Annotated in this window: 31 protein-coding genes; 8 read left to right on the forward strand and 23 right to left on the reverse strand. The window is 34.5% G+C overall.

From position 1 onward, the window contains the following. Positions 1 to 389 precede the first annotated feature (389 nt). Both BMSHG_RS21645 and BMSHG_RS29355 read right to left on the reverse strand, forming a co-directional pair. Complete coding sequence (locus BMSHG_RS21645) at positions 390 to 707, reverse strand: hypothetical protein (RefSeq protein ID WP_019156562.1); 318 nt, start codon at positions 705 to 707, stop codon at positions 390 to 392. 77 nt (positions 708 to 784) lie between these two features. Further along, a complete protein-coding gene (locus BMSHG_RS29355; RefSeq protein ID WP_019156563.1) occupies positions 785 to 913 on the reverse strand; it encodes a hypothetical protein in 129 nt (42 codons plus the stop codon). Between the two features lie 731 nt (positions 914 to 1,644). On the opposite strand from BMSHG_RS29355, the gene BMSHG_RS28620 reads away from it, so the two are divergent. Further along, positions 1,645 to 1,869 (forward strand): hypothetical protein, encoded by a 225-nt coding sequence (locus BMSHG_RS28620; RefSeq protein ID WP_019156564.1) that lies wholly within the window; start codon positions 1,645 to 1,647, stop codon positions 1,867 to 1,869. Positions 1,870 to 2,061: 192 nt separating this feature from the next. Here BMSHG_RS28620 and BMSHG_RS28625 read toward each other — a convergent pair whose 3' ends face one another. Together BMSHG_RS28625 and BMSHG_RS29495 are read right to left on the reverse strand one after the other, a co-directional pair. Continuing rightward, a complete protein-coding gene (locus BMSHG_RS28625) occupies positions 2,062 to 2,580 on the reverse strand; it encodes a hypothetical protein (protein ID WP_019156565.1) in 519 nt (172 codons plus the stop codon). Between the two features lie 63 nt (positions 2,581 to 2,643). After that, complete coding sequence (locus BMSHG_RS29495; RefSeq protein WP_082851791.1) at positions 2,644 to 2,802, reverse strand: zinc-ribbon domain-containing protein; 159 nt, start codon at positions 2,800 to 2,802, stop codon at positions 2,644 to 2,646. 295 nt (positions 2,803 to 3,097) lie between these two features. Here BMSHG_RS29495 and BMSHG_RS27235 point away from each other — a divergent pair, with 295 nt between their 5' ends. Further along, the gene (locus tag BMSHG_RS27235) at positions 3,098 to 3,709 is read left to right on the forward strand and encodes a helix-turn-helix domain-containing protein (RefSeq protein ID WP_019156566.1); all 612 of its coding nucleotides are present in this window, start codon (positions 3,098 to 3,100) and stop codon (positions 3,707 to 3,709) included. 76 nt (positions 3,710 to 3,785) lie between these two features. Here the strand turns inward: BMSHG_RS27235 and BMSHG_RS21670 are convergent, their stop codons facing one another. The 7 genes from BMSHG_RS21670 to BMSHG_RS21725 all read right to left on the reverse strand — a co-directional run bounded on the left by BMSHG_RS21670 (position 3,786) and on the right by BMSHG_RS21725 (position 10,027). Continuing rightward, positions 3,786 to 4,445, reverse strand: a complete 660-nt coding sequence (locus BMSHG_RS21670) for a hypothetical protein (RefSeq protein ID WP_019156567.1) — start codon at positions 4,443 to 4,445, stop codon at positions 3,786 to 3,788. 42 nt (positions 4,446 to 4,487) lie between these two features. Next, positions 4,488 to 4,931 carry a hypothetical protein gene (locus BMSHG_RS21675; protein WP_019156568.1) on the reverse strand — a complete coding sequence of 148 codons (444 nt, stop codon included), beginning with the start codon at positions 4,929 to 4,931 and terminating at the stop codon, positions 4,488 to 4,490. A gap of 64 nt (positions 4,932 to 4,995) precedes the next feature. Then, complete coding sequence (locus BMSHG_RS27240; RefSeq protein WP_019156569.1) at positions 4,996 to 5,787, reverse strand: GIY-YIG nuclease family protein; 792 nt, start codon at positions 5,785 to 5,787, stop codon at positions 4,996 to 4,998. Positions 5,788 to 6,016: 229 nt separating this feature from the next. Further along, on the reverse strand, positions 6,017 to 6,208 hold the full coding sequence (locus BMSHG_RS21690) for a hypothetical protein (RefSeq protein WP_019156570.1): 192 nt from the start codon (positions 6,206 to 6,208) through the stop codon (positions 6,017 to 6,019). A gap of 672 nt (positions 6,209 to 6,880) precedes the next feature. Then, positions 6,881 to 7,276: a hypothetical protein gene (locus BMSHG_RS21700; RefSeq protein WP_019156572.1), complete on the reverse strand. Its 396-nt coding sequence runs from the start codon at positions 7,274 to 7,276 to the stop codon at positions 6,881 to 6,883. Between the two features lie 841 nt (positions 7,277 to 8,117). Then, positions 8,118 to 8,363, reverse strand: a complete 246-nt coding sequence (locus tag BMSHG_RS21710) for a hypothetical protein (protein WP_019156574.1) — start codon at positions 8,361 to 8,363, stop codon at positions 8,118 to 8,120. Between the two features lie 842 nt (positions 8,364 to 9,205). After that, a complete protein-coding gene (locus BMSHG_RS21725) occupies positions 9,206 to 10,027 on the reverse strand; it encodes a hypothetical protein (RefSeq protein WP_019156576.1) in 822 nt (273 codons plus the stop codon). 939 nt (positions 10,028 to 10,966) lie between these two features. Here BMSHG_RS21725 and BMSHG_RS26665 point away from each other — a divergent pair. The 5 genes from BMSHG_RS26665 (at position 10,967) to BMSHG_RS21750 (ending at position 14,582) form a co-directional block, all read left to right on the forward strand. Continuing rightward, positions 10,967 to 11,533, forward strand: coding sequence for a hypothetical protein (locus BMSHG_RS26665; protein ID WP_019156577.1), 567 nt, complete (start codon positions 10,967 to 10,969; stop codon positions 11,531 to 11,533). A gap of 195 nt (positions 11,534 to 11,728) precedes the next feature. Then, the gene (locus BMSHG_RS21735; RefSeq protein WP_019156578.1) at positions 11,729 to 13,102 is read left to right on the forward strand and encodes a sensor histidine kinase; all 1,374 of its coding nucleotides are present in this window, start codon (positions 11,729 to 11,731) and stop codon (positions 13,100 to 13,102) included. Beyond that, a complete protein-coding gene (locus BMSHG_RS21740) occupies positions 13,099 to 13,773 on the forward strand; it encodes a response regulator transcription factor (protein WP_019156579.1) in 675 nt (224 codons plus the stop codon). The genes BMSHG_RS21735 and BMSHG_RS21740 overlap by 4 nt, the downstream gene beginning before the upstream one ends. A 27-nt stretch (positions 13,774 to 13,800) precedes the next feature. Further along, positions 13,801 to 14,238: a NusG domain II-containing protein gene (locus BMSHG_RS21745; RefSeq protein WP_034659229.1), complete on the forward strand. Its 438-nt coding sequence runs from the start codon at positions 13,801 to 13,803 to the stop codon at positions 14,236 to 14,238. A 116-nt stretch (positions 14,239 to 14,354) separates the two neighbouring features. Continuing rightward, positions 14,355 to 14,582, forward strand: a complete 228-nt coding sequence (locus BMSHG_RS21750) for a hypothetical protein (RefSeq protein ID WP_019156581.1) — start codon at positions 14,355 to 14,357, stop codon at positions 14,580 to 14,582. A gap of 58 nt (positions 14,583 to 14,640) precedes the next feature. Here BMSHG_RS21750 and BMSHG_RS21755 read toward each other — a convergent pair whose 3' ends face one another. The 7 genes from BMSHG_RS21755 to BMSHG_RS21785 all read right to left on the reverse strand — a co-directional run bounded on the left by BMSHG_RS21755 (position 14,641) and on the right by BMSHG_RS21785 (position 19,869). Beyond that, complete coding sequence (locus BMSHG_RS21755; protein ID WP_019156582.1) at positions 14,641 to 14,970, reverse strand: four-helix bundle copper-binding protein; 330 nt, start codon at positions 14,968 to 14,970, stop codon at positions 14,641 to 14,643. 118 nt (positions 14,971 to 15,088) lie between these two features. Further along, complete coding sequence (locus tag BMSHG_RS21760; protein WP_019156583.1) at positions 15,089 to 15,703, reverse strand: class I SAM-dependent methyltransferase; 615 nt, start codon at positions 15,701 to 15,703, stop codon at positions 15,089 to 15,091. Positions 15,704 to 15,824: 121 nt separating this feature from the next. Continuing rightward, positions 15,825 to 15,953, reverse strand: a complete 129-nt coding sequence (locus BMSHG_RS29360) for a hypothetical protein (protein ID WP_019156584.1) — start codon at positions 15,951 to 15,953, stop codon at positions 15,825 to 15,827. An 11-nt stretch (positions 15,954 to 15,964) separates the two neighbouring features. After that, complete coding sequence (locus tag BMSHG_RS21770; protein WP_019156585.1) at positions 15,965 to 18,379, reverse strand: heavy metal translocating P-type ATPase; 2,415 nt, start codon at positions 18,377 to 18,379, stop codon at positions 15,965 to 15,967. Between the two features lie 76 nt (positions 18,380 to 18,455). Continuing rightward, positions 18,456 to 18,662, reverse strand: a complete 207-nt coding sequence (gene copZ / locus BMSHG_RS21775; protein WP_019156586.1) for a copper chaperone CopZ — start codon at positions 18,660 to 18,662, stop codon at positions 18,456 to 18,458. 15 nt (positions 18,663 to 18,677) lie between these two features. Then, a complete protein-coding gene (locus BMSHG_RS21780; RefSeq protein ID WP_019156587.1) occupies positions 18,678 to 19,019 on the reverse strand; it encodes a metal-sensitive transcriptional regulator in 342 nt (113 codons plus the stop codon). A gap of 205 nt (positions 19,020 to 19,224) precedes the next feature. Next, positions 19,225 to 19,869 carry a YdhK family protein gene (locus BMSHG_RS21785; protein ID WP_019156588.1) on the reverse strand — a complete coding sequence of 215 codons (645 nt, stop codon included), beginning with the start codon at positions 19,867 to 19,869 and terminating at the stop codon, positions 19,225 to 19,227. Positions 19,870 to 20,722: 853 nt separating this feature from the next. Here BMSHG_RS21785 and BMSHG_RS21795 point away from each other — a divergent pair. Beyond that, positions 20,723 to 20,908 carry a hypothetical protein gene (locus BMSHG_RS21795; protein ID WP_019156590.1) on the forward strand — a complete coding sequence of 62 codons (186 nt, stop codon included), beginning with the start codon at positions 20,723 to 20,725 and terminating at the stop codon, positions 20,906 to 20,908. Between the two features lie 74 nt (positions 20,909 to 20,982). On the opposite strand, the gene BMSHG_RS21800 is transcribed toward BMSHG_RS21795, so the two are convergent. The 5 genes from BMSHG_RS21800 to BMSHG_RS21825 form a co-directional block, all read right to left on the reverse strand. After that, entirely contained in the window at positions 20,983 to 21,348 is a 366-nt protein-coding gene (locus BMSHG_RS21800) for a hypothetical protein (RefSeq protein WP_019156591.1), read from the reverse strand. A gap of 156 nt (positions 21,349 to 21,504) precedes the next feature. Beyond that, on the reverse strand, positions 21,505 to 22,236 hold the full coding sequence (locus BMSHG_RS21805) for an urease accessory protein UreH domain-containing protein (protein ID WP_019156592.1): 732 nt from the start codon (positions 22,234 to 22,236) through the stop codon (positions 21,505 to 21,507). 188 nt (positions 22,237 to 22,424) lie between these two features. Then, positions 22,425 to 22,952: a CueP family metal-binding protein gene (locus BMSHG_RS28780; RefSeq protein ID WP_173391084.1), complete on the reverse strand. Its 528-nt coding sequence runs from the start codon at positions 22,950 to 22,952 to the stop codon at positions 22,425 to 22,427. A 31-nt stretch (positions 22,953 to 22,983) separates the two neighbouring features. Beyond that, complete coding sequence (gene lgt / locus BMSHG_RS21820) at positions 22,984 to 23,799, reverse strand: prolipoprotein diacylglyceryl transferase (protein ID WP_019156595.1); 816 nt, start codon at positions 23,797 to 23,799, stop codon at positions 22,984 to 22,986. A 150-nt stretch (positions 23,800 to 23,949) separates the two neighbouring features. Next, on the reverse strand, positions 23,950 to 24,156 hold the full coding sequence (locus tag BMSHG_RS21825) for a DUF2933 domain-containing protein (protein ID WP_019156596.1): 207 nt from the start codon (positions 24,154 to 24,156) through the stop codon (positions 23,950 to 23,952). Between the last annotated feature and the right edge of the window lie 23 nt (positions 24,157 to 24,179).

Consider the following 24,179-nt stretch of genomic DNA (forward strand, 5'->3'; position numbering starts at 1 on the left):
GATCGCCATGCAAGTTGGAGGATTGGTGGCTTACTATCAAATTCACCTCTCTTCGATATATGATAATTTAACGCCCACTTCATTTCGCACTCCATTAGCATCTTGTGTTTTGAAAGTGACCAGAACCCGTAGTTGTTACGCATTTATCTCTCTCCTTTCTTATGAGGTTTTCTAAGCAACTGTATTAAAAAAGACATTTTCCATCTTTCTGGAAATGCCTTGTCTTTACTCATTGATGTTTGGTGTTTCTTATATAACAAATACATATTCTCGTTCCTCCCTGGTTCAATAGTTTTCGACATCTCACATCATTAATCACAATTTACAAATGAAGGTATATCAACAGTTATTAATATATGAATTCTATAACCCTAAAACCTGATATTCAATTATGGGTTACTTATACTTCTTAGCAGTCTAATAATTTTCTCGTTCTCAATTGAAAGTTTGCTTCGATAACCTTCGGGAAATCTGGTTATCTTTCTTGGATTTTTTGTTTTAATATCCATTTTAGTTGGTTTATTCTCTATTTTATTTTCGCTTTCATCTAACTCCATGTACCATTGAAAACCTTCTTCAATCTCTTCTTCAGTTTTAGTTTCCAACAGTATCGACAGCTCTCCTATAAAATTCCTTACTTCTTCCTTCGTATAATTTAACTGCTTGCATGCTAATAACATATAGCCGAGAATCATTCTATCTTTCATCATCTTCACCTTGTTTGCGATATATTTTTTCTCATAGGAATACCATGTAAATCACTACCAAGATTGTGCTATTACATTTAAAAAAATAGTATTTTTACATAAGCTCCAATAATTAACCCGCTCAATAGCATAATGAGATCAATAGTTATGTCACGAAATGCCTCCTCTGTTACAAATCTTCTTAATGAATTGTATATATCAAGCATTAAATCTTCCTCCTTTTTCTAATACAGTTGCCTAAGTAACACCATAAAAAAATCCACTCGTTTTCCGAGTGGATTAGTGTACTTTTTTATTCAGTTGGGCTTTATGGACTAACAAACAATTTTTCATAAATTGCTCCCTCATATCCCAAAATATTGGTGTGTATTAGTATAATTTGTAAGGACTATAATAAACCACCTATTTTAATATGTCAATAGATCACATTCAATATATTGGAAATTGTTTGGATGCCATAATGATTGAGTTTTTATATTTTTTATTATGAAGTGTTTCTAAATAATAAGGAAGCACAACTATCAATAAATAGTAGTTTATTAGTTGAAAAATTTATAAAGGTTTATTGCTGATTATCGGAATCATAGCTATGTGTTATCTAATCTCTATATTGGTTATATCTGCTGATTAGAGAATGAATTAGAGAATGAATTAGAGAATATCAACATTACTCTTTTAGTTCCGCTTTCTTTACTACCACTGACCATAACCTTCTCTATATGCTTCTCAAAAATCCTCTTTTAGTTAGCTACTGTTGATTTCTCTCCCATTTGAAATATGATCATAGTTAAACGATCATATTAAACAAAAGCACCCATTAGTTTAAGTACATTTGTTCACAAGTTTAAAGTTTTTAGAACCTGCCTTTTATTTTTTTAGTATAAGTTTAAATGCCGTTACAAATAATACCCCTATAACAAATGAGGGGGTTAATAAAATGGAAGAAGCACCTACAAGTAATAATGGAATGAACACAAGCAATAATGGAATGAACACAAGCAATAATGGAATGAGTACATCTAATAAGATAAACCTTTCAGGTCTTGGTGTTGGAGCAATTGTACTAACCACTGTTTATACGGCGGTTTTGGCTTCACAGTTAATGGCTACCAAGCATAAAGTCGATTACCTTTATTACAAAGAATTAACACAAAATAAATAGCTAATTATAGACGGTGCGTTTTCACCGTCTTTTATTTATATAAAACAGAATTTGAACTAACCTGCTTCGTTAGCACAAGAAGCGATTGTTAGTAAAATACACCTGATAGTTGAATAAGCCAATTATTTAATCTTCTCACTCCAAATTTCTTGCGAACTTTTTATCTATTTTACAATCATCAGTTAATTATCTTTAATGGTTTCTATGCCATTCGGCAACTGATTTTGCATACTTTGCTCTTTTTAGCTTCATTGCTTCATCGACCTTATATGTTAAATCCACATCTTCAATATTTAGAGCTTGCATGATCTTTTGTATGTTATCGGAGATTGCCAATTCCTTAACGTATGTTTCCATACCTTTGGATTTATTCCGAGTATAGAAAGAAGAAAGGCTATCTCTTTCAATTCCCATTTCCTTTGCTAATGTCCAAATTTCCTTTTTATTTTTTGCGGAAGCAAAGTAAGAATGCCATTTCTCCATGTAACGTTCACTAAAATAGGCTTTTATTTCTTCATCCAATTGTTTTAATCTTTCTCTTTCCTTAGCTTCATTTATCTTAGCTTTTTTTTCATTCTCAGCACATTCAGGGCAGTTTATTGTTCGATGTTCTCTTCGTCTGTTCCAGTCATCCATTTCAACCACTTCTGTATATGTGCCTTTACCACAACTACATGGATAGTCTCTACTGTACATTTCTTCCCAACTCATAATTGTCCCCCCTATTATAAAATTTACCTTTTACAGTATTTACACTTAGAACTTCGTCTACTGTTAGGTGCTTTCTTTCTTCCATTTATGGCCATTCTCACATAACCACCAATATTCTTCTCTTGCATATGCTCCCACTTCATCAGGGCGTGTACTACCATTTTTGGTTGGATGCCATTGTTTTGCTATTTCTGGTTTTTTTACAACTATTTCTAATTTCATTAAGATAGTGAAAGGCTACGATGTAATGCCAACGTAGCTCTTATCCATCATCTACTAACTTGTTTTTACAAATTACATCCAATAATTTATAACTATTTTAACAGAGATAACACTCGATGTAGGAATGAAATTGTTGGTGTAGAAGTGGAAGATATCTAATGTAGTCTTCATAAAGTTATTAACAAAATAAAATTGTCCCAATATTGTCCTCTAATTGTCCTATAGCTGACCTTAAACATTAGTACCGTTGCGTTTATAATAAAATCAATAAAACAAAACAAGGAGAGATTAAGTGATGCATACTGGTCAGAAAATAAAGGAATTAAGAAAATTAAAGCTCTGGACACAAGCTGAGTTAGTAGATAGAGCCAAAGTTAGTGAAAGGACTGTCCGAAGGTTAGAGTCCTCTGGCACAGCAGAAAGTGCAACACTTTTATCTGTCTTAGATGCTTTAGAAACAAATTTGAGTGAACTTGATAACATCGTTAGCGAGGATGAATCTATAAAGAAAGCGAGTACAGAAAAGCATACAGATGTTAAGTTCCTTCATAGAATCCAAAGTGGTAGAGACTTGGTTAGAATCATCTCCCATGCACATCAATATGGATATGATTACCATGATTGTCATACAGAAGAGCAAACTGAAGTTGTCCAAGTATTCCTAACAACAGTTGCGGATGTATTAGATATATGGGACATTGTTGAAATCGGTCAGAGATTTGACTTAGAGAATAATTTATCAAAGGAGATTAAACACCTGGAGGAACTTGGCTTGTGGGTATTCGGTGATCGTCAGATTAATAAGAAGGATAATTGGATTACTGCTATTGTTGAGATTTACTCTAAAGAAAACCCTTTGATTCAAAAAGTAAAATTAGATAAAGACTTAATGCGAAAGAACAAGTAAAACACTTCGGTATGCGAAATCATAAAATTAGCCAGCTCAGTAAACTAACTGCCTGGCTTTTCTTTATTTACTGAATTCACAGCAATACCTTTCTGGTTAAATCAGATTCCTCTTTGTTCTTTTGCAATGTTTCATATTCTTCTTCAAAACACATAAACCAATAACCCAATTCATCTTGCTTGCAGATGGCACTTCTTTGTTCTGATAAACCTTTCGCATTATAATTGTATGCAGATACCCTTTCTAAATCAGATTCTAAGTCATAATAGCGATATATCATTAAGACGTTTGATTTTTGAACTGCATTCTTCCTTACTATCAATTTGTTTAGAAATTTAATTCGATCACATGATTCTACATTTTGAATTCCTATCACATTATGTGGAATGAAACCTTCTTCTGTATCAGAAAAGATCTTATCGATTGTGTCTTCATCTTTATTCCATTGGTTTTCTCTTTCTAAATGCAGTGCAAGAAGCACATAATTCTCTTTATCTATTCTTTCATCCCACTTCCACCAAGCGAGATTCATTGGTCTTGACCGATCCTTTTTCTTATCATATTTTGCATCTTCAATAAAACTATCAAAACCAAGCATTTCGCCCAAATTTGCAAAGTAATCAATTTCCCTTTGAGTAAACATCGAGCGATTATGAATTCTGGACAAATTCAACCTTCTATAATTACGAACGTATCCCTCAAAAAATTGTATTAAGTCAAGATATTGTTTCTTCATCGGTTTATCCCTCCTAATTCTTCTTGTCTATTTTCATGCCTATCAAATCTTCTCCTGAACTAACAAACTAAGTTCATCTTTATCTGGATACTTTGATCCAAAAAAGTATGAATAAAATCCCCATGCCACTTGCACTTCTTCAAATGGCTCTTTTAGTAACTCTGCCTGTTGCTTAAAACTACTATAGACTTCTGGTTTATCTAACACCAACAACATAATTCTTTGAAGTAATGTGAATGGTTTTGCTTCCATTACTTTCTTTCCAGTTCTTATTAAACCTCTATCGACTTCCCTTACAAGTCCATACCGTAAGAGGAAATCCAACTTTTTACATGTACCTGTATAAGATAATCCATATATCTCAGAAATTCGCTTCTTAGATAATCTACAAATTTGCTCATTATCCTCATTCTCAGCCAGGATACCAAGTAATTTCTTATAGCCATCAACAGTCTCTTTGATTCTTATAACCGCTTCAGTATTCAAGATGCACCTACTTTATTTATTATATTTGCAATAACCTCTAAATCTACCATCTATTTATGTTGTGCTATTTGATATTAGTTTCATTATTAATCAACTTATACAGCCCTTTACCAATCCTTTCAAAGTCATTGTAAACAATTGCATGATGGCTCGGAGCATTCACACAACACTTCGATGTTATATGTGTTCGAATGGTTGATTCCTTGAAAGAAGTTCCCTCTCTCCGCATTGATTCTACTATATCGTTTATAGTAAACTCATTGACTCCTTTATTCCCCACAATAGTTCTAACTACGGTTAAAATTTCTTCTCTACAAGTTGATTTCTTATACGACACTTGCTTAGAGGGAATAGTTGATTTATCCACGCTGTTTCTATTTTCCACTTTCTTGCCCTTAGATCTATTCCAAGGTGGATTAAGTGTATTAATCAGCTCCCATTCGACTTCATATCTATTAGTAGTTTCATAAAAATAGAGTTCAATATTATTAGTGTTTAAAGAATGGTTATAAATTGCGTTATTAATCCTACAATTTGTTGTTTGACCTCCCGCATAACAATTCCTCGGTGATATGTTTCCATATCCCATATTAAAACGGCTTGCAAGATTCTCACATTCTCCTACATACTTTATATCTGCATCTATTTTTATAAGATAGACTCCTTCTCTCCTTAGATCCCTTGGAATAGCAAAGGTACAAAATGGGCCAATTCCATACTTATGTAATGCAAGATCATTGGGATTTTTATACTGGCTTTGCGGATAGTACACCTTAATATTGCCTTCTATTTCTTTTTCAGGTTCGATGTCACAAATATGTTCGAAGCTAAAAACACAAACAAGTACATTATCCACTTTAAATGCCCCCATTCAGGTTATCTAATCATACATCCATACTCTCTTAGTATTTTTAGAGTAGCACAAACAAATTAATTCAGATAGTAAATGGAGTGTTGTGATTGATTGTTATGATTGAATTGGTATTCAAGTTATTTTCTTTGGTCTGCTTTTTCCTGTAGAATAAACCAAATTATCTACATCAAGTTGAACTCGAACCAACCCTTAAAGCAAATAAATAATCTCTTTAGATGGCATTATACACAACTAAATAATCACCAACTTTGTCACCAATTCGATCTATTCCAAGTAGATTGTGTTCATAAAAGGTGACTACATGCTCATTATCGATCTGAAATCCAGTTTCTTTCTTGTAATACGTCTTATTTATCAAATCATCATATATTTCATATCTTACTTTAACCTTTGAATTTTCCATGTTTCTAACTCCTTTCTTATGTTTAGATTGTATTAATGGGCTATAGAATAAACCTTCCAAATTCAGTTAGTTCCCTTATTATCAGTTTATATGTAATTTATTTTTTACCAAAACTGATCGTTAAAATGTTTCAAGTGCAGTAACCTTCTTTACACTTTGATATGGTAACTGGTGGGGCTTTCCTAATCCTTAATCCTTGCCGTCTACTTTGTTTCCATCTAAAAAACCTTGGGCAATTCCGCTCCCCCGCTTCAATCCCTCTTTCCCTTCTCCTGCTTGCCTTCATGCCCTTTCCCCTCCTTCTGGAATTGAATAAAGTTTGTCCCGCTTTCCCCTCACTTTTGCTCAATCTTGTACCGAATTTGCAATGACTCAGAGAGAAAATAGTTTGTCCAAAATAGAGGTAAGGGGTAAGGATTTAAAGGTTGATTTCCCCTTGTTTTCAAGCCTTTTCACGCTTTTCTTCAAGATCTTCCTCCCGCTTTTTCTCACTCCTTTTCCCATCTTTGTGTATAACCTGTTAATATCTAACCATTCTTTTCACTCTTCTTTTCCTTAATTCACATCTTATCCCCACCTTCCCCCTACCTTATTCCATCCTGCTCACCAAGTTTTACAAAAAAAGAACCGAATGGCGTACCGTTGGTACGCTACCCGATCCTTTTCTCTTTTTTAGATTGCTTCTTCTTCATATACCTCAGCCAGTAACTCACAATACAAGTTACGGGTGAAATTAAACTGACTATACACATGCTTAAATTCCTCTTCGTTATGCAAGCCTAACTCTAATATCTCCTGTAATGCTTCCTCAATCATATCTATATGATGGAAGATTTGATCAGAGATATCATCAAATTGCTTATATAATTCAGGATTATAAAAATACTCTTTTACTAAATATTTAAGCGGAATAACGTTTGATAAGAGAGTTGTAGCTAATCTTAACGGCTTGTTAAATGTGTCTTTAAGACTGTAGTGATAGGATTCACTTACAAAGATTCGGATACTGCTTTCAAGATTCTTAGATTGGGTAATTGCTGATTGTAATTGTAATTGTAATTTGTTCATTTCGAGGTCTCCTTTATATGGGGTTTAGTTTGATTAAGCGTCAGATGGGAGTGCTTGAAGAAGTAGGCTTAGCACATCCATGAGGAAGTTCATCTAATGCTTATGTTTTAATTATAGCCTGTCAATTAATATTTACAATCCTTCGAGTGTCGTACCCCTGTCGAACCCCTTTAAACCTTGATACTAAAGGCTTCGTACCAACGGTACGTCATATCTTTTTATCGGCCCAACCAGGACTTAAAGAATCAGGAATAAACATAAAGGTAGCTGTCTCTTTGAAATTAAGTTCTTCCCCGCTTTCCCTCCCCTTCTATCCCCCCCAATCCCTTCTCCCACTTACCTTCACGCCCTTTCCCTTCCTTAAACCTTCTCACTATTACGTAATTCAAGTTCTTCCCAAAAAACCACCCTTTCGGGTAAAATTCGTACCGATAACGGAACAGTAAGGAAAGTGAAAATGTAATTAAGTTCTTCCGTAGTAGGAGTAAGGAGTAAGGATTAAGGTTGAAAAGATGGTTGACCAGGTGTTTTTTCAGGCTTTTCTTCACGCCTTTTTTCTTACTTGTTTACAACCTGTTGATATCTAACTCTTCTTCACTCTTTTCCTCTAACCTTATCCCTAATCTGTGTATATTTTGTTGATATCGCAGTATTCCCTTCTCTTTTCCTTTCTTTTTATTCACAACTTATCCCCTATTTGCTCAAACCTTTCTATCACGCTTTTCTCCCCGCTCTTTTTCACCCTTTTATATCACACAAAAAAAGAACCGTATGGCGTACCAACGGTACGCTACTCGATCCTTCTCTCTTGCCTTATCCTCTACCTTTTTATAATGATACGTTAATTTCTTACCTGGTGACTTTCTTTGTGTATCGTCATCCAGTGTCCATCTCCAATACTAAAGCTAATGTCCTTAAAACCCTCAGCTTCTAATTCCTCTTCTATATATTCCATTAAATCTCTACCATCTATTTCTGCATTTACATCTTTGACAAGCATAGTCAGTCCATCGTGATATTCTCGATGTTCTAACACAATATCTCCTAATAGTTTCAATATTGATCTTGCAAATTTTGAGTTGTTCATTAATTGAGGTCTCCTTTGAGGATTATTTTTGGGGTTAAGCATGACGAGAATGCCAAGTAGATTTTGATGGCATATCCTTTGAGGTGAGCGTCAATTGCTTATGTGTTAATAATACAACGGAAAAAGGCGTGATTCAATAGATTGGATGTCGAACCCCCTTTTAACACTTGATACTACAGGCTTCGTACCAACGGTACGTTTCCCGATCCTTCTGGAGTCTACATACATAGTTGTCAGCTCCCGCTTTCGCCCCTGTTCAGATACCAACTTATTTACAGCAGGTACGAACTTGAATTACATAGGGAAGAACTTAAATGCGAAGAGACAGTAGCACGACGAAATGGAGCCAAAAAATGATGGTTTTGCATTTAGCACGATAAAATGGAGCCAAAATTTTAGCTTTATCTGCTTCTATTCAATCATTTGTTCATATAAAAAAGAATCGCCCCTGTCCCCCTCAGTCTTGACCAGACTTTTTTCTTTAAGAACAAAGCTTTTTAGCTTAGCCTAAAGATTTTTGGGTGGGTACACTTCTCTTATATAATTCATTAATACAAAATAATCCTCAAAATACATGAGTAACTCTGAGATTGCACTAAATATTAACCCATTTGTTGTTTCATTATAAACGTAGTTATCCTCATTCTTTTTAAAGTCTGGCCCATAAAATGATCGAAGTTTTCGCTTCAGTTTTTCTCTATCCTCTAACATCATCTTTATAGAAACTAATTTTCTTAATCTTCATTGATCATCATATCCTGATAAAAAGGTTTGCATTTGAGAATCATTTGCTTTCTTTTTGTCAAAATTCCCTTTTTCTGTCTCCATCTTCTTAACCTCTCTTATCCTAATACCTTAGTTATATACTCCTGCCAATAAGATTCATCCCCATCAATTTCGTGAATCCAACAGTACATTAACAAAATTTCAAGAAATTGCTTTTTCCCTCTGATAAATGGTTTATTAGATATTCTTCTATGTAGAGAGTTTATATTAAATAAATTGTTTTTTTGTTTATAGTCATACTCATATTTCCTCCAACCATCTTTGCTTTTACTTCTATGTTTTACATCCCACGTTTCCTCATTATTAAAAAATCGGGACACATAGTCTGATGCAAAAGCAAGTAAGTTCACCTGATATTTGTTCCACGTCTTATTAATCCACTCCTCTACTTCTTCTGAAATATAAAGATTTTGAAAATCCAATTTTGGATTACTTTTGATACGATGATGGTCTTTTATAAAGAGGAAAAGCATTTCCGTTTGGTCTTTCAGGTAAGAATTTTTCTTTATAAGCTGAGCGTAACATTCATACGAAACACTCCGAAACTCTTGTTCAGTATTGTATAGATAAAATAAATCATCTTTTTTAAGGAAACTAATAATGGAACGATTAAGCTGTTTGTCAAAATCCTCAAAGATTCTAACCAACCAATCTTGAAGTTCAGGTTCATAGTCTCGAAGTGATTTTTTATACTTTTCAAGTCGCTCTTCGTTTAACACAGTCTTTTCGTCTAACTTTGAAGCATCAAGGTACTGATTAAAATATTCAAAAATATAGTTCATACATGTTTGCATATTTTGAGGTTTAGATTCAATATCAAATTCATTTATTTGATCTTCTTTTTTTCTTTTGGAGATATATTCTTCAAGAGAAAGCATCTCTTTTCACTCCCTTTACTCTTTCTATCTTCTTTTTATTTATTATACATAAGTTCAATTAGAAATTTTAACTTCATTTCCTTAACCCTTTCCCTCTACTATGTCCTCAAATTTTAATAACGTTCCCCCGCTCCACTCCCCCCTTTACTCCTCAATCGCCTCTCCCTCTAAGGCTCACGCCTTTTTCTCACTCTTTTCCTCTTTCCTTAAAGAATAATAACGTTCCTATTCAACTGCCAAAAAGTCCTTCCCCGCTCTATTCTCCCTCTCACTCCCCTCAAACCCTTGCGGCTCTAAGTCCCACCCCTCTTATCTCGCCTTTTTTCTTCATTCCATTATGTTACATAGTTCTTCCCCAAAACCCCCATTTTCGCCCTCCTTTTTCCTTCTCGGGTTGTATCGAATATTCGGACAATGTTAAATAGTTTTTCCCGTAATAGAGAGAAGAATCAGGAGAAAAGAAGGGAAAAAATGATTAAAAATTATTGAAAAAATAAGGGAATCATATTGAATTTGATATGGCGATGATACCAACTGGAAAAACATTGGATACCCCCTGAAGCCAATATTGACAAGGGATTCAAGGAGTATTGAACAAAAAGAAAAGGACTGAATCACTACTGGATCCAGCCCGAATTTGTATTGATTTTACAGTAGAATAAACGTTAGATACATATCGTAACTGCCCGCTGCACTTCCCGCTTCCTTTGCCATTTGGATACCAACTATTTAGCATTGGGTACCGACTTTTTAACACGGAAACCAACTATTTAGCAGGGAAACATATTAGAAAAAAGAGAATGGAGATAAGAAAGTAATTTCAAACAGAATAACATTTTAAGGACACTATAACCTATATTTAATAAATAGACTTTGAATATTCCTAGTCATCAATCACATATAGTTAATAATATCGGACAAGACAGAAAGGAGTAAAAAATGGGAGTATCACTTTTTCTAATTCTTATATCAATTTTCTCGCTCTCAGTTCTTGTTATTTATAAGGTAACTTACCATAGAAAGAAATTCACTAATATGACTGGCATGATGATAGCTATGTCAATTGGTATGAGTGTCGGTCTCACTGTAGGAGTTATTGTAGGAATTGTAATTTCGGACAACTTTTTTATTGCTACCATTTTAGGAATGGCTGCAGGTTTTCTGGTTGGATTTTTGACTGGTTTACCAGTAAGCATTATAGCTGTCCTTGACGGGATGCTATCCGGGATTATGGGAGGCATGATGGGAGCCATGCTTGGGGAAATGATCACGGTAGAGTATCGTGATGCAATTGTTAAGATCATGATTTTTCTATTTTTATCTACTTTACTAATTCTCCTTCATTTGATACAAAAAGAGGTCAGTAATAAAGAAGCGACTTTCTATAATCATCCACTGTTTATCATTATTCTATATAGTTTTATTTTTATTTTACTTAACCAATTAGACCCGATTTTCAGCGATATTGAAGCTCCTAATGAACAAAATCATATAGAACATCATTAAAATGAGTAGATACTTTTTTTATAAAAGGCAACTATTATAAAGAAGACTAATATTAGGACTGCTGATGCTTCAGCGGTTTTTTTATCTTTCTGGTGTAAAATAATAATGTACCGACCTTTACACAATTTCTGCACAAAATCTTCAAAATTTTATCGTAGGCTAAGCATACATGGAAATAGGAGAATGATCATCGTAATGAAGAAACTTTCAGTAAAACTAGGCATCTTATTTTTTGTTGTAATTTTTGGTTTAATTACATTTATGTTTTTCTTTTTGCATGCTGAAATTGTGGACTCGAGAATAGAACAAGAGCTACAAACATTAAAATCGAGGGGGAATTCTCACAAGGCTATTCTTGAAAAGCAATTCGATGATGAAATGGTTGATCATGTCGTTTTGATGGAATCTGAATCCAATACAGACGTAATCATAACAAATGAGTCAGGGGAGATACTAGATTCTTCGGCTCCGGTTGAAAACTTTAGAAGGTATATAGAAGCCCCTTTAACCCCTATTCCAAATGATGGACAGGTTTTAGAAGAAAAATGGGAGCAGGAACCATATATTGCGACAGTTAGTCCCATTCAAATTGATCAAAAAGTTTCCGGGTATGTTTATATGTTTCAAGATACTGCGTTGGTACGTATTTTAATTCATTCCTTGAATGAACACTTTTTGATTGCAGGCTTGATTTCAGTTATTTTTACGATTATTATCATTTGTTTCTTATCGAGGGGGATTACTAGACCTCTTATTAAAATGAAAGAAGCAACATCAGAAATTAGTAAAGGTAATTTTTCCGTTCCTCTCCCTCATACATCAGAAGATGAATTAGGGGATCTAGCAAAGTCAATCAAGTTATTAGCGACAGATTTAAACTATCTTAAAAAAGAACGGAGTCAATTTTTAGCTAGTATTTCACATGAACTTCGGACTCCTCTTACTTATATAAAGGGCTATGCTGATATTGTAAAAAAAAGGAATTTATCCAAAGAAGAACAGGGTAAATATTTATCTATTATTGTGGAAGAATCAGATCGTTTAGCCAAATTAATCAAAGAGCTATTTGAACTTGCAAAAATAGATCAAAATACGTTTATCATTGAAAAAGAGTTAATCAACTTAAATGAATTTTTCACAAAAATGGATCAAAAGTTCTCTCCAATTTTTCATGAGAATGAAATGAAATTCACTATAAACTGCCAGCCGAATCTGTTGTTAAAAGCTGATTCATTAAGACTTGAACAAATTTTTATGAATCTATTAGATAATGCCATGAAATACTCAAACAGCGGATCGACCGTTTCTTTAACAGCTTGGAAACAAAAAAGGGAAATTCATATCTCCATTAAAGATAATGGAAAGGGAATTCCCGAGGAGGATCTTCCCTATATTTTTAACCGCTTTTATCGTGTAGATAAATCCCGAACACGTTCTCTCGGTGGTACTGGGCTTGGTCTTGCCATTATCAAAGAACTGGTCTTTGCTCATGGAGGGGATATTCAAGTGAGAAGTAAAGAGAATATTGGGACAGAATTCGAATTAATTTTCAAGGAGGACAAAAATTGACAACCATTTTACTTGTAGATGATGAACCGATGATGATTGATTTATTATCGTTATACTTATCCCCTCTTGGCTACCATTGTATAAAAAAAGAATCTGCTCGAGAAGCTCTTACATTTTTGGAATCCAATACGGTTGATCTTATTTTATTAGATATTATGATGCCTGATATGAGTGGGTTAGAAGCATGCCAGGAAATTCGTAAAAATTGGGGGGATATTCCTATTATTATGCTTACAGCGTTAGGTGGCAAAACAGACATTATTAAAGGGTTAAATATAGGTGCTGATGATTACATATCTAAACCTTTCGATGAAGAGGAGCTAGTAGCTAGAATTGAGGCTGTCATAAGAAGAAGTACAAAACAACCAGAGCAAATCTCATTTAAAGGACTTACCCTAATTCAAGATTCTCATCAGCTTTTTTATAAAAATCAAGAAATTTCCTTAACTCCGAAAGAATTTGGGATGTTGAGCCTCTTTTTAACCAACACAAATCGAGTTTTTTCTAGGGATCATCTGATTGAATCAGTATGGGGATATAATGTTTCAACCGAGGATCGTACGATTGACTCTCATGTTCGAAATTTGCGTGAAAAACTAAGAAAAGCAGGTTTTCCAGCAGATGACTATTTACAAACTGTCTGGGGGGTTGGATATAAGTGGAAGTCTTAGGCCTATCCATATTTGAATTGCAAGGAGATGAACCCTTTGAAAAACGCACTTCAAATGATTAAAAGATGGGACATTATCATTACTGTTTTATTATTAGTCATTTCATTTATCCCCGTTTCTATTTTTAGCTATCAGCAGGCTAAAGTAGAGGCAACAACTGAAAATCCAGAATATGTCGCTGTTATTTCCAGTAGAAATGAGGAAGTGAAACGGGTCACATTAACTGGACATAAAGGTACTGAAAGGTTAAACATACCTGAGATTGAATGCAATCCAAATACCGTGGAGTTGCATAACGAGGAGATTCGGATTGAATCTTCTACATGTCCTGAACAAATCTGTGTAAATACAGGTTATATTTCAAAGCCAGGTCCTGCTATTGTATGCTTACCCCATCAAGTAGTAATCACAATTGAAACAGTCGGTGGAGGAGGAGACATGGATCCGCTTATTATTAGTTCATGATAAATGTGTATCCAATAAATTCATGTACAATCTTAACAAGTTCCACAAAGTTTCTGCATAATCTCTGCAAACTTTTACGTTAATATAAAAATATAATTAAGAAGGAGATGAAACAAATGAAAAAGAAATTAGCTATCGGGCTATTAACAGGAGCCATTCTGCTAGGCGGGGCAGGATTTGCCTATGCTCAAACGGATGGTTTCCAAGAAATGAAACCATTTATGGAAAAAATGCACCCAGAATTATCAACAAATGAATTAGAGCAAATGTATAATGATTGTCATGGGGATGGGGGCATGATGCAGGATACTGAGAAGGCAAAAAATATGATGAATAGTTTATAATCGTGACAAATAAAAGGATTGGAATACCACCAATCCTTTTATTTTAAACAATGAAATGTTAAGCAGCCATTTTACGGCAAATCTCTGCACATCTAAAGCATGATTCTGCACATTCACGACAATGCTCATGGTGTTCATGACTTTTACAAGCATTACCACATGCTTCACAAATTTCCGCACAAAGTTGACAAATTTGTTTTGCAAATGGGCTGTTTGATTGCATTGCCTTTGCTGCAAATGCACACATATCCGCACATTCTCTATCCAAACGGATACATTCTGCCATCATTTTTACATCCTCTTCTTTTAAACAGGCATCATAACATCCGTTACATGCCTCCATACATTCCAAACATGCTTTTATACATTCTTCATAGGTCATAGGCATCTTCCAAATTCCTCCTTTTGATTCTTACAGAAAATATCATCCCCTTTTGAAGATTAATTATCCTATCAAAGTTGTAAATCGTTTATAATTATTAAACATAGTATGGCTCTTCCAAACGTCATTTATTGGGACTAACCGATAACTCTCTAAAAATAGATCCCATTAAATTTTTATTCGTTTCAACTTTGAGACCTGATCGTTCGATCGTGTTGATCGTTTCCCGGTTAATATTGGCTCCCCATAATCTTACCGTTAAAGGATTTAACAAATCCATTACAATACCAACCCACATTTGATCACTTCTCACATGCTCCAACAGCAGTATTTGTCCATTTGGTTTACAAACTCTTTTCAACTCTTTTAAACCCAAAAGAGGATCCGGAACGGAACAAAATACACAAGTAGAGACCACTGTATCGAACATATCGTCTGGAAACGGCAATTCCTGTATATCTGCTTCCATTAATCGAATCGGAAATGGATACCTACCTTTTACTAATTTCTCCTGGGCCTGTTTTAGCATCCCTTTACTAAAGTCAACACCTGTTAGTGATTTTGTATAGGTTGGATAAAAGGGGAAATTAGCCCCCGTCCCGACTCCCACTTCAAGAACATTTCCAGATATATTAGATAGTAAATTCAATCTCCACTCTGCTTTAATCATCTTATCCATAACTTCATATATACTTGAAATTCTATTATATCTTCTTTTAATTTTTTCATTCGTATTCAATTCGTTCCACCTACCTCATAAACATCCTTTTTAGTGTCTCATTTATTTATGAAAAAACTTTGCATTTTTTATAACAAGAATGGCCTCTATCCAAATAGGGGCCATTCTTAAAATCAGTTAACTATTCATTATGTTGTTCTATATTTGTGTGTTCTTGATCCTCTACAGGAGGACTTACAATTGAATAAGCATAATAAGCACCCACAACGACTATTAAATAAGCCAGGGCAGATAATACCCATTTTTTCATATACGACACTCCTATAGTTTGACCTTTTGTAATCGTAGAGCATTGAGTACAACCGAAACAGAGCTAAATGCCATTGCAGCACCGGCAAGCCATGGAGCTAAGAATCCAAACGCCGCAATTGGAATGCCAATTGAATTATAAGCTAAGGCCCAGAAAAGGTTTTGCTTAATATTTCGCATTGTTTTATGGCTCATTAAGATGGAGTCTGGAATACTGTTCAAATCCCCACGGATCAAGGTAATATCGGCTGCTTCCATCGCTACATCTGTACCCGTACCAATAGCCATACCAATATCAGCAGTAGCAAGTGCTGGGGCATCATTAATTCCATCCCCGACCATGGCCACTTTTTTATCTTGAGCTTGAAGTTTCTTCACTTCTTCTGCTTTCCCTTCTGGGAGAACTTCGGCAATTACATGATCAACTCCAGCTTGTTTTGCAATTGCATTTGCCGTATCTTTGTTGTCACCCGTAATCATAATCACTTCAAGTCCCATGTCTTTCATCCGTTTAATGGCGGAAGTAGATGTTTCTTTAATTGTATCTGCTACTGCAACAATCCCTGCATATCTTCCATCAACGGCTGCTAACATAGCTGTTTTCCCTTGTTTCTCAAGATCTTCCATCTTATCTAATACATTATCAATCTCGACATTGTATTTTTTCATAAGACGACGAGTTCCTACAAGAACCACTTTTCCATCCACTACCGTTTTGATTCCATATCCAGGTATATTTTCAAAATCAGAAACATCTTTGAACTGGATGGATTTCTCTACGATTCCTTCAACAATTGCTTGTGCAAGAGGATGCTCTGATTGTTTTTCAGCCGAACCAACAAGAGATAAGAACTCTGTCTCATCTTGCTCCGTTATCACATCTGTTAAAACAGGTTCACCATTTGTGATCGTTCCTGTTTTGTCTAAAATGACTGTATTGACTTTATGAGTCATTTCAAGGTGTTCTCCACCTTTAAATAGAATCCCATATTCGGCAGCTCGACCGGTTCCTGCCATAATGGAGGTTGGTGTTGCTAGACCTAAAGCACATGGACATGCAATGACAAGAACGGCAATTAGGTTTACTAGGGCTGCAGTAAAGTTTCCTGGATCAGCCCAGAAATACCAGATGATAAATGTAATAACCGCTATTCCCACCACAATTGGAACAAAGATACCGGAAATTTGATCAGCCATCCGTTGAATTGGAGCTTTTGATCCTTGTGCTTCCTCTACAATTTTAATGATTTGCGATAGGGCTGTTTCCTTTCCTACTTTTGTCGCTTTAATTTTCAAAAATCCATTTTTATTAATAGTTGCCCCTATTACACTATCTCCAACTGTTTTATCTACGGGGACACTTTCACCAGTGAGCATTGATTCATCCAGTGCTGAGGTCCCTTCCAAAACTTCTCCATCAACAGGAACTTTCTCACCAGGCTTTACTAATAAAATATCGCCAGCCACAACATCTTCTAAAGGAATAGTGGTTTCGATTCCATTTCGAATGACTGTTGCTGTTTTTGCTTGTAGTCCCATTAATTTCTTAATCGCTTCTGATGAACGTCCTTTTGCTTTTGCTTCAAATAGGTTTCCAAGAATAATTAATGTGATTAAGACAGCACTTGTTTCAAAATAAAGTCCAACTGAATGTGCATTACTTCCAAGCGATTCTATTGCTAAATAAACACTATAAAAATAAGCAGCCGATGTACCAAGAGCTACGAGTACATCCATATTGGCACTCTTATTTTTCAATGACTTATAGGCTCCAACATAAAATTGTTTTCCAATAAAGAATTGTACAGGTGTTGCCAAGGCCATTTGTACCCATGGGTTCATAAATGCATCTGGCACCCAAAGGAAAGAAGTAAAACTAAAATGTCCTACCATAGACCACAGTAACGGAAGTGATAAAATAGCTGCGAATATAAACTTCCCTGTCTGTTTTTCAATCTCTTTTTGACGATAATCTACGGCCTCTTTTTCATTTTCATCGCTTTTTACCATCGCTCCGTAGCCGAGATTTTCAACCTTTTGAACTAACTCTTTTGTTGTAACTGCTGATGGATTATATTCTACAGATGCCTTTTCTAAAGCCAAATTAACAGTTGCTTGCAGAACACCATCGACTTTATTAAGACCTTTTTCAATTCTTGTTGCACAGGCTGCACAAGTCATACCAGTTAGTACCAATTCCCTTTTTTCTGTTACAACATCATATCCAAGATCTCTTACCTTTTTCGTTATATCTGAAGGACTCATCATAACAGGGTCAAACTGGACCATGGCTTTTTCTAAAGCAAGGTTTACATTGGCATCCTTGACTCCATCCATTTTTTTCAGCCCTTTTTCAATTCTTGTTGCACAGGCTGCACAGGTCATGCCAGTTACTTGGAATTGATTTTCAATAACTTTTTCGCTCATCCCCATCACCTCATACCTACCTAGGGTATATTTTTTTGAAAAAGAGAGCGTGCTTTAAGCACAGCCCATCTTCAATTTACTTTACTTCGTATCCTTGATCATCAATGGTTTCCTTGATTTTATCTAATGTTACCTCAGCTTGATTAAATTCAACGTCTACTTTTTTATTCTCCAGATCGACTTTTACACTTGAAACTCCATTAAGTGCTCCAACGCTTCCTTCTACTGATTTCACGCAATGTCCACAAGACATACCTTCTACATTTAAAGTTACTTTTTCCATATTTAACGTCCCCTTTTACTTTTTCATTAATTTTTGTATGGTCACTAATACTTCATCTAAAACTTCCATGTCACCTTCTTGAATTCGATTGACTACACATTCTTTCATATGTGCTTCAAGAAGAATTTTAGCAACACCATTAAGAGCTGCTTGTGAAGCTGAGATTTGAGTAATCACATCATCACAGTAAGTATCCGTTTCGATTAATCTTTTTATGCCCCGAATCTGACCTTCAATCCTGTTCAATCGGGTCACAAGGTTCTTTTTCGTTTTTTCTGAGTGATGACTCATTCTCCCATGTGAAGGTGTACAGCAACTATCCTCTGAAATCATCTCATTTTCTAATTCGGGATCCATCTCACTCCTCCTCCTCGATTACATTATAGTATACCCCCGTACCCTATGTAAAGTGACTGATTTGTGAAAAGTAAAATAAAATTAATTATATTACCCAATTTTTATGGAATATAGATTTAATTTGTTCTAACTTCGTATTTTAATACAAAACGTGAGGCGGTTCTCTTGTTTTGCGTATATAAACAAGAGAACCGCCTCCTCGTTTTTATTCTACTGGAGATAATTCACTTTCTGTTACCCATTTGTGATACGTTACCTTTTCCCCTGTTTCAGTATCCGTGTAATCTACCATATAGACTGTTGTTTGTTCAGCAGAATCAATTGTTGCAGTTGCACCTTTCATACCTTCCATATGTTCTGCATTTAATACCACTTCATCACCTGTTTGAAACGATTCATCACCCGCATTTTCAAGTTCCTCATGAATGACCCATTTATGATCCTCGACTGGTTCTCCGCCAGTTGTAGGCGTATATGTAACTGTATAAACCGTCGTGTCAAAGGCTCCAGAGATTGTGGCTTCAGCTCCATCCATTCCTGGCATATGATTTGCGTGAATAATTGCCTTGCTTCCAACCGGATACGTTGGATTCTCTGCTTCCTCTAAGCCTTCAGGTACCTCACTTGAACCAGAGTGATTCATTCCAGCATGATCCATTCCCTCCATTTCTTCTTCTCCATTACTTGATTCCTCATTTTCCTCTTCGTTTGTTGTTGTTCCCTGGTTTGTATTTTCTGTTTTTCCGTTAGTATCTTGTTCTTCGTCGGTTGCGTTTGAACATGCACCAAGCACTAGCAATAGTGAAGCTAACAAAATAAATAAAATTGATCGTTTACCTTTTTTCTGCATTTCTTTATTCCCTCCTTCTTTTATTAAATATAGAGTATCCAAAAAGTTTGCAGAATTTGTGCATTTACATAGTTTACACCTTAAAAAGGTTATAAATTATGTGTGTTCATATGATTCACATTAGTTGTTCAATATTTTTCTTTGAGAAGTTATTAATTTACTTATAAGAATGACCTCAAAAAATTGCTGATGCTATATCAATTTAATCATTAGTTTTCATTTTAAAAACCGATGTAAGTACAATTTGCCAAGTTAAATTTGATTTAAGTACCAAAGGATTTTTTTTTGAACAATTTGTGAATTCATCATTTATCCATTTAGAATCCACAAATTCTCCACATCCTTAATTAATACTAGACATCATAAAAATAAATTTTGAAAAAAGAAAGGAGTTTATAAAATGGGTTGTTGTGGTGGTCATCACTCTAATCAAGATAATCATTCTCAAAATACTTCCATTAAGTCAACGTTTTGGACCTTGTTAATTGGGATCGGTGTAATTGCGGTACTAATATATTTATTAAATTAAAAAAGAAGAGGGATAGGCCCAATTAGTCTCATGCCAATCGTCCCCATTGTTTTTGTTTGTATCATTCGTATAAATTGATGGAGGGAGTACATTATCAAAGATCATAACTATTCAAAGAATAAAAAGGAAAGACCCCTCTTAAAAGCTGTGGGATCAGTATTGTTTGCCATTATAGCCTCTTCTCACCACTGGCTACATACGCTTTTAATTGCACTCGGCCTTACTACACTAGGAACAGGTTTGTTGTCTTTACCACCAAGTATAAGATTAATATTATTAGTAATATCATTGATTTTGTCTGTATGGTTTTTAAGAGTTGCCAAAGTGAAATGGTCACGAAATCGTCCTGCGGCATGGGTTTATCTTATCTCATCCCTTATCTCAATTATTCTAGTTATTACAGCAATACCTGATACACTCACAAGTGTATATCCCAAAAATGAGCCAGTACAGCAACAAGAACAACAACAAAATACAGAACAGCAACACAATCATGATGAGCATAATTAATCTGAACAGGGATATTTAAAATAGATTTTAAATATCCCTGTTAATGCGAATCAATAAATTTTATAAATAGCTTTTTAAGTTACAAACTTCATCAATATGAACATCATCAACATAAAAGAGCCGATAATGCCAGAGAAATACCAAACTCCTTTTACATCCTCTTTTTTCTGCATTTTATTGTATTCATTATAAGTTATTTCCCCTTTAGCAAACCTCAAACCACTATAATCAGGTTTTACGGAAAATAAAGCACCTTTCTTATCCTCTAGGATTATTTTCGTAATAAAATCCTTCCCATTCCATTGTTCATCTTGTTGCGAGAACTCAAAACTTTTACCTCCAAACACTTCTACCTTTACCACTTTATATAACGACTGTTTTCGTATTTCTTCACTTATTTTATAAGCCTGGTGTTCCATAAAATTATTAGTTATACACACTTTAATCGCCTCACTGACATCATAATTTAGAACATTAATCTAAATTCATGAAAAAACTTCTAATGAAATATTTTATGCAGAACACTTCCCAAAAGCCTTTCTTTAATACTACCAATTAACCTCCCTGCATTCATTAACTGTAAGATTTTTTCAAGATTACCAATAAGTCAATGTGTCTAAAACACCTAAAATTAGCAGGGTTATTCCTGCTAATTTTTGAACGATTACACCAATCTTTCTACCTTTTTTCTTAACCAACTTCCCACTTAACTCAAAATACCAAATGAGGAATAGGGTTATTAAAAGTGGTAATGATGTTCCTATTGCAAAAATGGCAGGAAGAATGACTCCATATGATACAGATATTGTAGCAGGCATTAATGTTACAAAAAATAAAACAAACATAGTCGGACAGAATCCAAGGGTAAAACTCACTCCCATTAGAAAAGCACCAAAGTTGCCCTTTTTTATAAATTTCTCTGGTATTGATCCTAAAACGAAAGATTTATAGAATCGAATAACATCGAGCATAAAAAGACCAATCAGGATTAATATAGGTCCAACAACTTTTCTAAACCATGGAAAGTATAGGGCTAAGATGGATTTAAACTCATTTCCGAGCATCCACACAGTAATACCTAGAATAGTAAAAACAAAGATTTTACCAAGAATAAAAAATATAATTTCTTTCCAAGCTATTTGTTTCTGTACTGATTTATTTCCGTATAATGTAATAGCACCTAGGTTCCCAGTAAATTGACAGGGTGTTAAGGCCCCCACAATCCCTAAAACGAAAGCAAATAAAATAGGAATTCCTTCTGTTGTATTGACCATATTATAAAATGGTTGACTGAGCATATAGCTTATTTTGCTAAAGAATTCATACATTTCCTATCCTCCTGTAATTTAAAACCTCTAACTCCCCTCTATCAATTGGGAATATTCCGGATCATGTGTAAATAGCTATTTTGATTTAGTTTAAATATTATTATCTGAAGGATATATTTAAAAATTCACATAATTTATATCAAAATTAAAGGAAACCTCTCAAACGAGGCTTCCAACTTATTGCTTTACTACATTAGTTGCATGGTTGTAATACAAGTATTATCATTTTCAAAAGTGGAGAATTCTGATTCTACTTTCTTATCGTCATACTTAATTTCTATACGATACTCCTTGTCCCGTGGTAGCCATATATCAATAAAGCCATTTGACTGGGACTTTAATTTTTCATCTACTAATACATTCCCTTCGATGTCTTCAATATAAACATCAAACTCTTTATTTACCAACTCACCTTGACAACCTGTCAAGTTATGAATTTGTCAAGGATGGGTTTGCTCAATATAAGGAGCAATGGAAACGAAAAATTCCTCCTTCGGCAAATCATAGCTTGCTTTATTTCCATTACGATCAGTTGCAATGAGTTCATGTGATGTAATAGATGCTGACTGATCTTTAATGTTTCGTAGACTATAATCGTTCACTAACTCCTTAATATTTTTTTCTTCGTTTTCTTCGAAAGCGTTGTCTTCATTTGCACTACAAGCAACTAATGCTAAAAAAGTTAAAGCAATAACAATAAAATGCTTTAATTTCACTTAACATTACCTCCAATCCCTTATGTGGAAATTAATTTGACCTTTTTCCGTACTGTAACTTTGCATATCCTTTCCAACGTCTAAACCAAATTAAGATTACTGCTATTCCAATTAATGATAATGAGACGACTTGAGCGATTCTCAAAGAGTCTGTTAACATCAAACTATCAGTTCTCAAACCTTCTACAAAGAATCTCCCTATCGAATACCAAATAACATAGATAAGAAAAAGTTCACCACGCTTTATATTAAGTCTTCTTACAATTAGTAATAGAACAAACCCCAATAAATTCCATAATGACTCATACAAGAATGTTGGATGATAATAAGAACCATTTATATACATCTGATTAATAATAAAATCTGGCAGATTTATACCTTCTAAAAAGCCCCTCGTTACTTCAGTTCCGTGTGCTTCTTGATTCATGAAGTTTCCCCAACGTCCTATTGCCTGCCCAAGAATAATACTCGGTGCGGAAATATCAGCCAATTTCCAAAATGAAATTCCCTTTTTATTGGCAAAAACAACGGCTGTTACAACACCACCAATTAAAGCTCCATGTATGGCAATGCCACCTTCCCAAATCGCAAATATTTGCCCAGGATTTTGAGAATAATAGTCCCATTTAAAAAGAACATAGTAAATCCTAGCACTTACTATTGAGATTGGAATAACCCAAAGCAATAAATCAGAAAATGTATCTTTAGAAAGCCCTAATTTTTTTGCTTCCCTTGTTGCAAATACCCAACCTAATAATATACCTATTCCGATGATAATACCGTACCAGTATATTGTAAATGGTCCAAATTCAATTGCTACTCTATCTAGTGGCTGTAAATAATCCATCTTGTCCTCACCTCTAAGTTTGCCTAACAAATCGTTCAACCATAAAATTACGACAAATCTGTCGAGATTTTATGCAGAAAATTATAATTGATACTTAAATTATTAGAAATGATAAGTAAAAAGCTGCTACTTTAAGTAACAGCCTTTTACTCATGATTCCTTTTTCACCATTGCAGAAAGAGCTTCAATTTCTTCTCTTAACTTTTTATTCTCCAACTCAAGATTTAGCATTTTATCATTCAAATTGTTTGAAGAATGTGAATGATGGTCATGATTTTTGTGACCAAACATCCCTTTCATACAAAAAATCATCATCAAGGGACAAATTAATAAGATCAATAATTGTAGCCATTCCATAAAATCACCTCATTTTTTATTAA

It is taken from the genome of Robertmurraya massiliosenegalensis JC6 (genome assembly GCF_000311725.1).
GTDB classification, from domain to species: Bacteria; Bacillota; Bacilli; order Bacillales; family Cytobacillaceae; genus Robertmurraya; species Robertmurraya massiliosenegalensis.

What these genes read in the sequence shown, in the direction of transcription:
- BMSHG_RS21770 (WP_019156585.1), bottom strand. Translation starts at nt 18,379, where the DNA reads ATGAGCGAAAAAGTTATTGAAAATCAATTCCAAGTAACTGGCATGACC.
- BMSHG_RS21735 (WP_019156578.1), top strand. Translation starts at nt 11,729, where the DNA reads ATGAAGAAACTTTCAGTAAAACTAGGCATCTTATTTTTTGTTGTAATT.
- BMSHG_RS26665 (WP_019156577.1), top strand. Translation starts at nt 10,967, where the DNA reads ATGGGAGTATCACTTTTTCTAATTCTTATATCAATTTTCTCGCTCTCA.
- BMSHG_RS21645 (WP_019156562.1), bottom strand. Translation starts at nt 707, where the DNA reads ATGAAAGATAGAATGATTCTCGGCTATATGTTATTAGCATGCAAGCAG.
- BMSHG_RS21710 (WP_019156574.1), bottom strand. Translation starts at nt 8,363, where the DNA reads ATGAACAACTCAAAATTTGCAAGATCAATATTGAAACTATTAGGAGAT.
- BMSHG_RS21690 (WP_019156570.1), bottom strand. Translation starts at nt 6,208, where the DNA reads ATGGAAAATTCAAAGGTTAAAGTAAGATATGAAATATATGATGATTTG.
- BMSHG_RS28625 (WP_019156565.1), bottom strand. Translation starts at nt 2,580, where the DNA reads ATGAGTTGGGAAGAAATGTACAGTAGAGACTATCCATGTAGTTGTGGT.
- BMSHG_RS27235 (WP_019156566.1), top strand. Translation starts at nt 3,098, where the DNA reads ATGCATACTGGTCAGAAAATAAAGGAATTAAGAAAATTAAAGCTCTGG.
- copZ (WP_019156586.1), bottom strand. Translation starts at nt 18,662, where the DNA reads ATGGAAAAAGTAACTTTAAATGTAGAAGGTATGTCTTGTGGACATTGC.
- BMSHG_RS21755 (WP_019156582.1), bottom strand. Translation starts at nt 14,970, where the DNA reads ATGCCTATGACCTATGAAGAATGTATAAAAGCATGTTTGGAATGTATG.
- BMSHG_RS21785 (WP_019156588.1), bottom strand. Translation starts at nt 19,869, where the DNA reads ATGCAGAAAAAAGGTAAACGATCAATTTTATTTATTTTGTTAGCTTCA.
- BMSHG_RS21670 (WP_019156567.1), bottom strand. Translation starts at nt 4,445, where the DNA reads ATGAAGAAACAATATCTTGACTTAATACAATTTTTTGAGGGATACGTT.
- BMSHG_RS21700 (WP_019156572.1), bottom strand. Translation starts at nt 7,276, where the DNA reads ATGAACAAATTACAATTACAATTACAATCAGCAATTACCCAATCTAAG.
- lgt (WP_019156595.1), bottom strand. Translation starts at nt 23,799, where the DNA reads ATGGATTATTTACAGCCACTAGATAGAGTAGCAATTGAATTTGGACCA.
- BMSHG_RS21805 (WP_019156592.1), bottom strand. Translation starts at nt 22,236, where the DNA reads ATGTATGAATTCTTTAGCAAAATAAGCTATATGCTCAGTCAACCATTT.
- BMSHG_RS21725 (WP_019156576.1), bottom strand. Translation starts at nt 10,027, where the DNA reads ATGCTTTCTCTTGAAGAATATATCTCCAAAAGAAAAAAAGAAGATCAA.
- BMSHG_RS29355 (WP_019156563.1), bottom strand. Translation starts at nt 913, where the DNA reads ATGCTTGATATATACAATTCATTAAGAAGATTTGTAACAGAGGAGGCA.
- BMSHG_RS21825 (WP_019156596.1), bottom strand. Translation starts at nt 24,156, where the DNA reads ATGGAATGGCTACAATTATTGATCTTATTAATTTGTCCCTTGATGATG.
- BMSHG_RS29360 (WP_019156584.1), bottom strand. Translation starts at nt 15,953, where the DNA reads ATGAAAAAATGGGTATTATCTGCCCTGGCTTATTTAATAGTCGTTGTG.
- BMSHG_RS28620 (WP_019156564.1), top strand. Translation starts at nt 1,645, where the DNA reads ATGGAAGAAGCACCTACAAGTAATAATGGAATGAACACAAGCAATAAT.
- BMSHG_RS21745 (WP_034659229.1), top strand. Translation starts at nt 13,801, where the DNA reads ATGAACCCTTTGAAAAACGCACTTCAAATGATTAAAAGATGGGACATT.
- BMSHG_RS21780 (WP_019156587.1), bottom strand. Translation starts at nt 19,019, where the DNA reads ATGGATCCCGAATTAGAAAATGAGATGATTTCAGAGGATAGTTGCTGT.
- BMSHG_RS29495 (WP_082851791.1), bottom strand. Translation starts at nt 2,802, where the DNA reads ATGAAATTAGAAATAGTTGTAAAAAAACCAGAAATAGCAAAACAATGG.
- BMSHG_RS21750 (WP_019156581.1), top strand. Translation starts at nt 14,355, where the DNA reads ATGAAAAAGAAATTAGCTATCGGGCTATTAACAGGAGCCATTCTGCTA.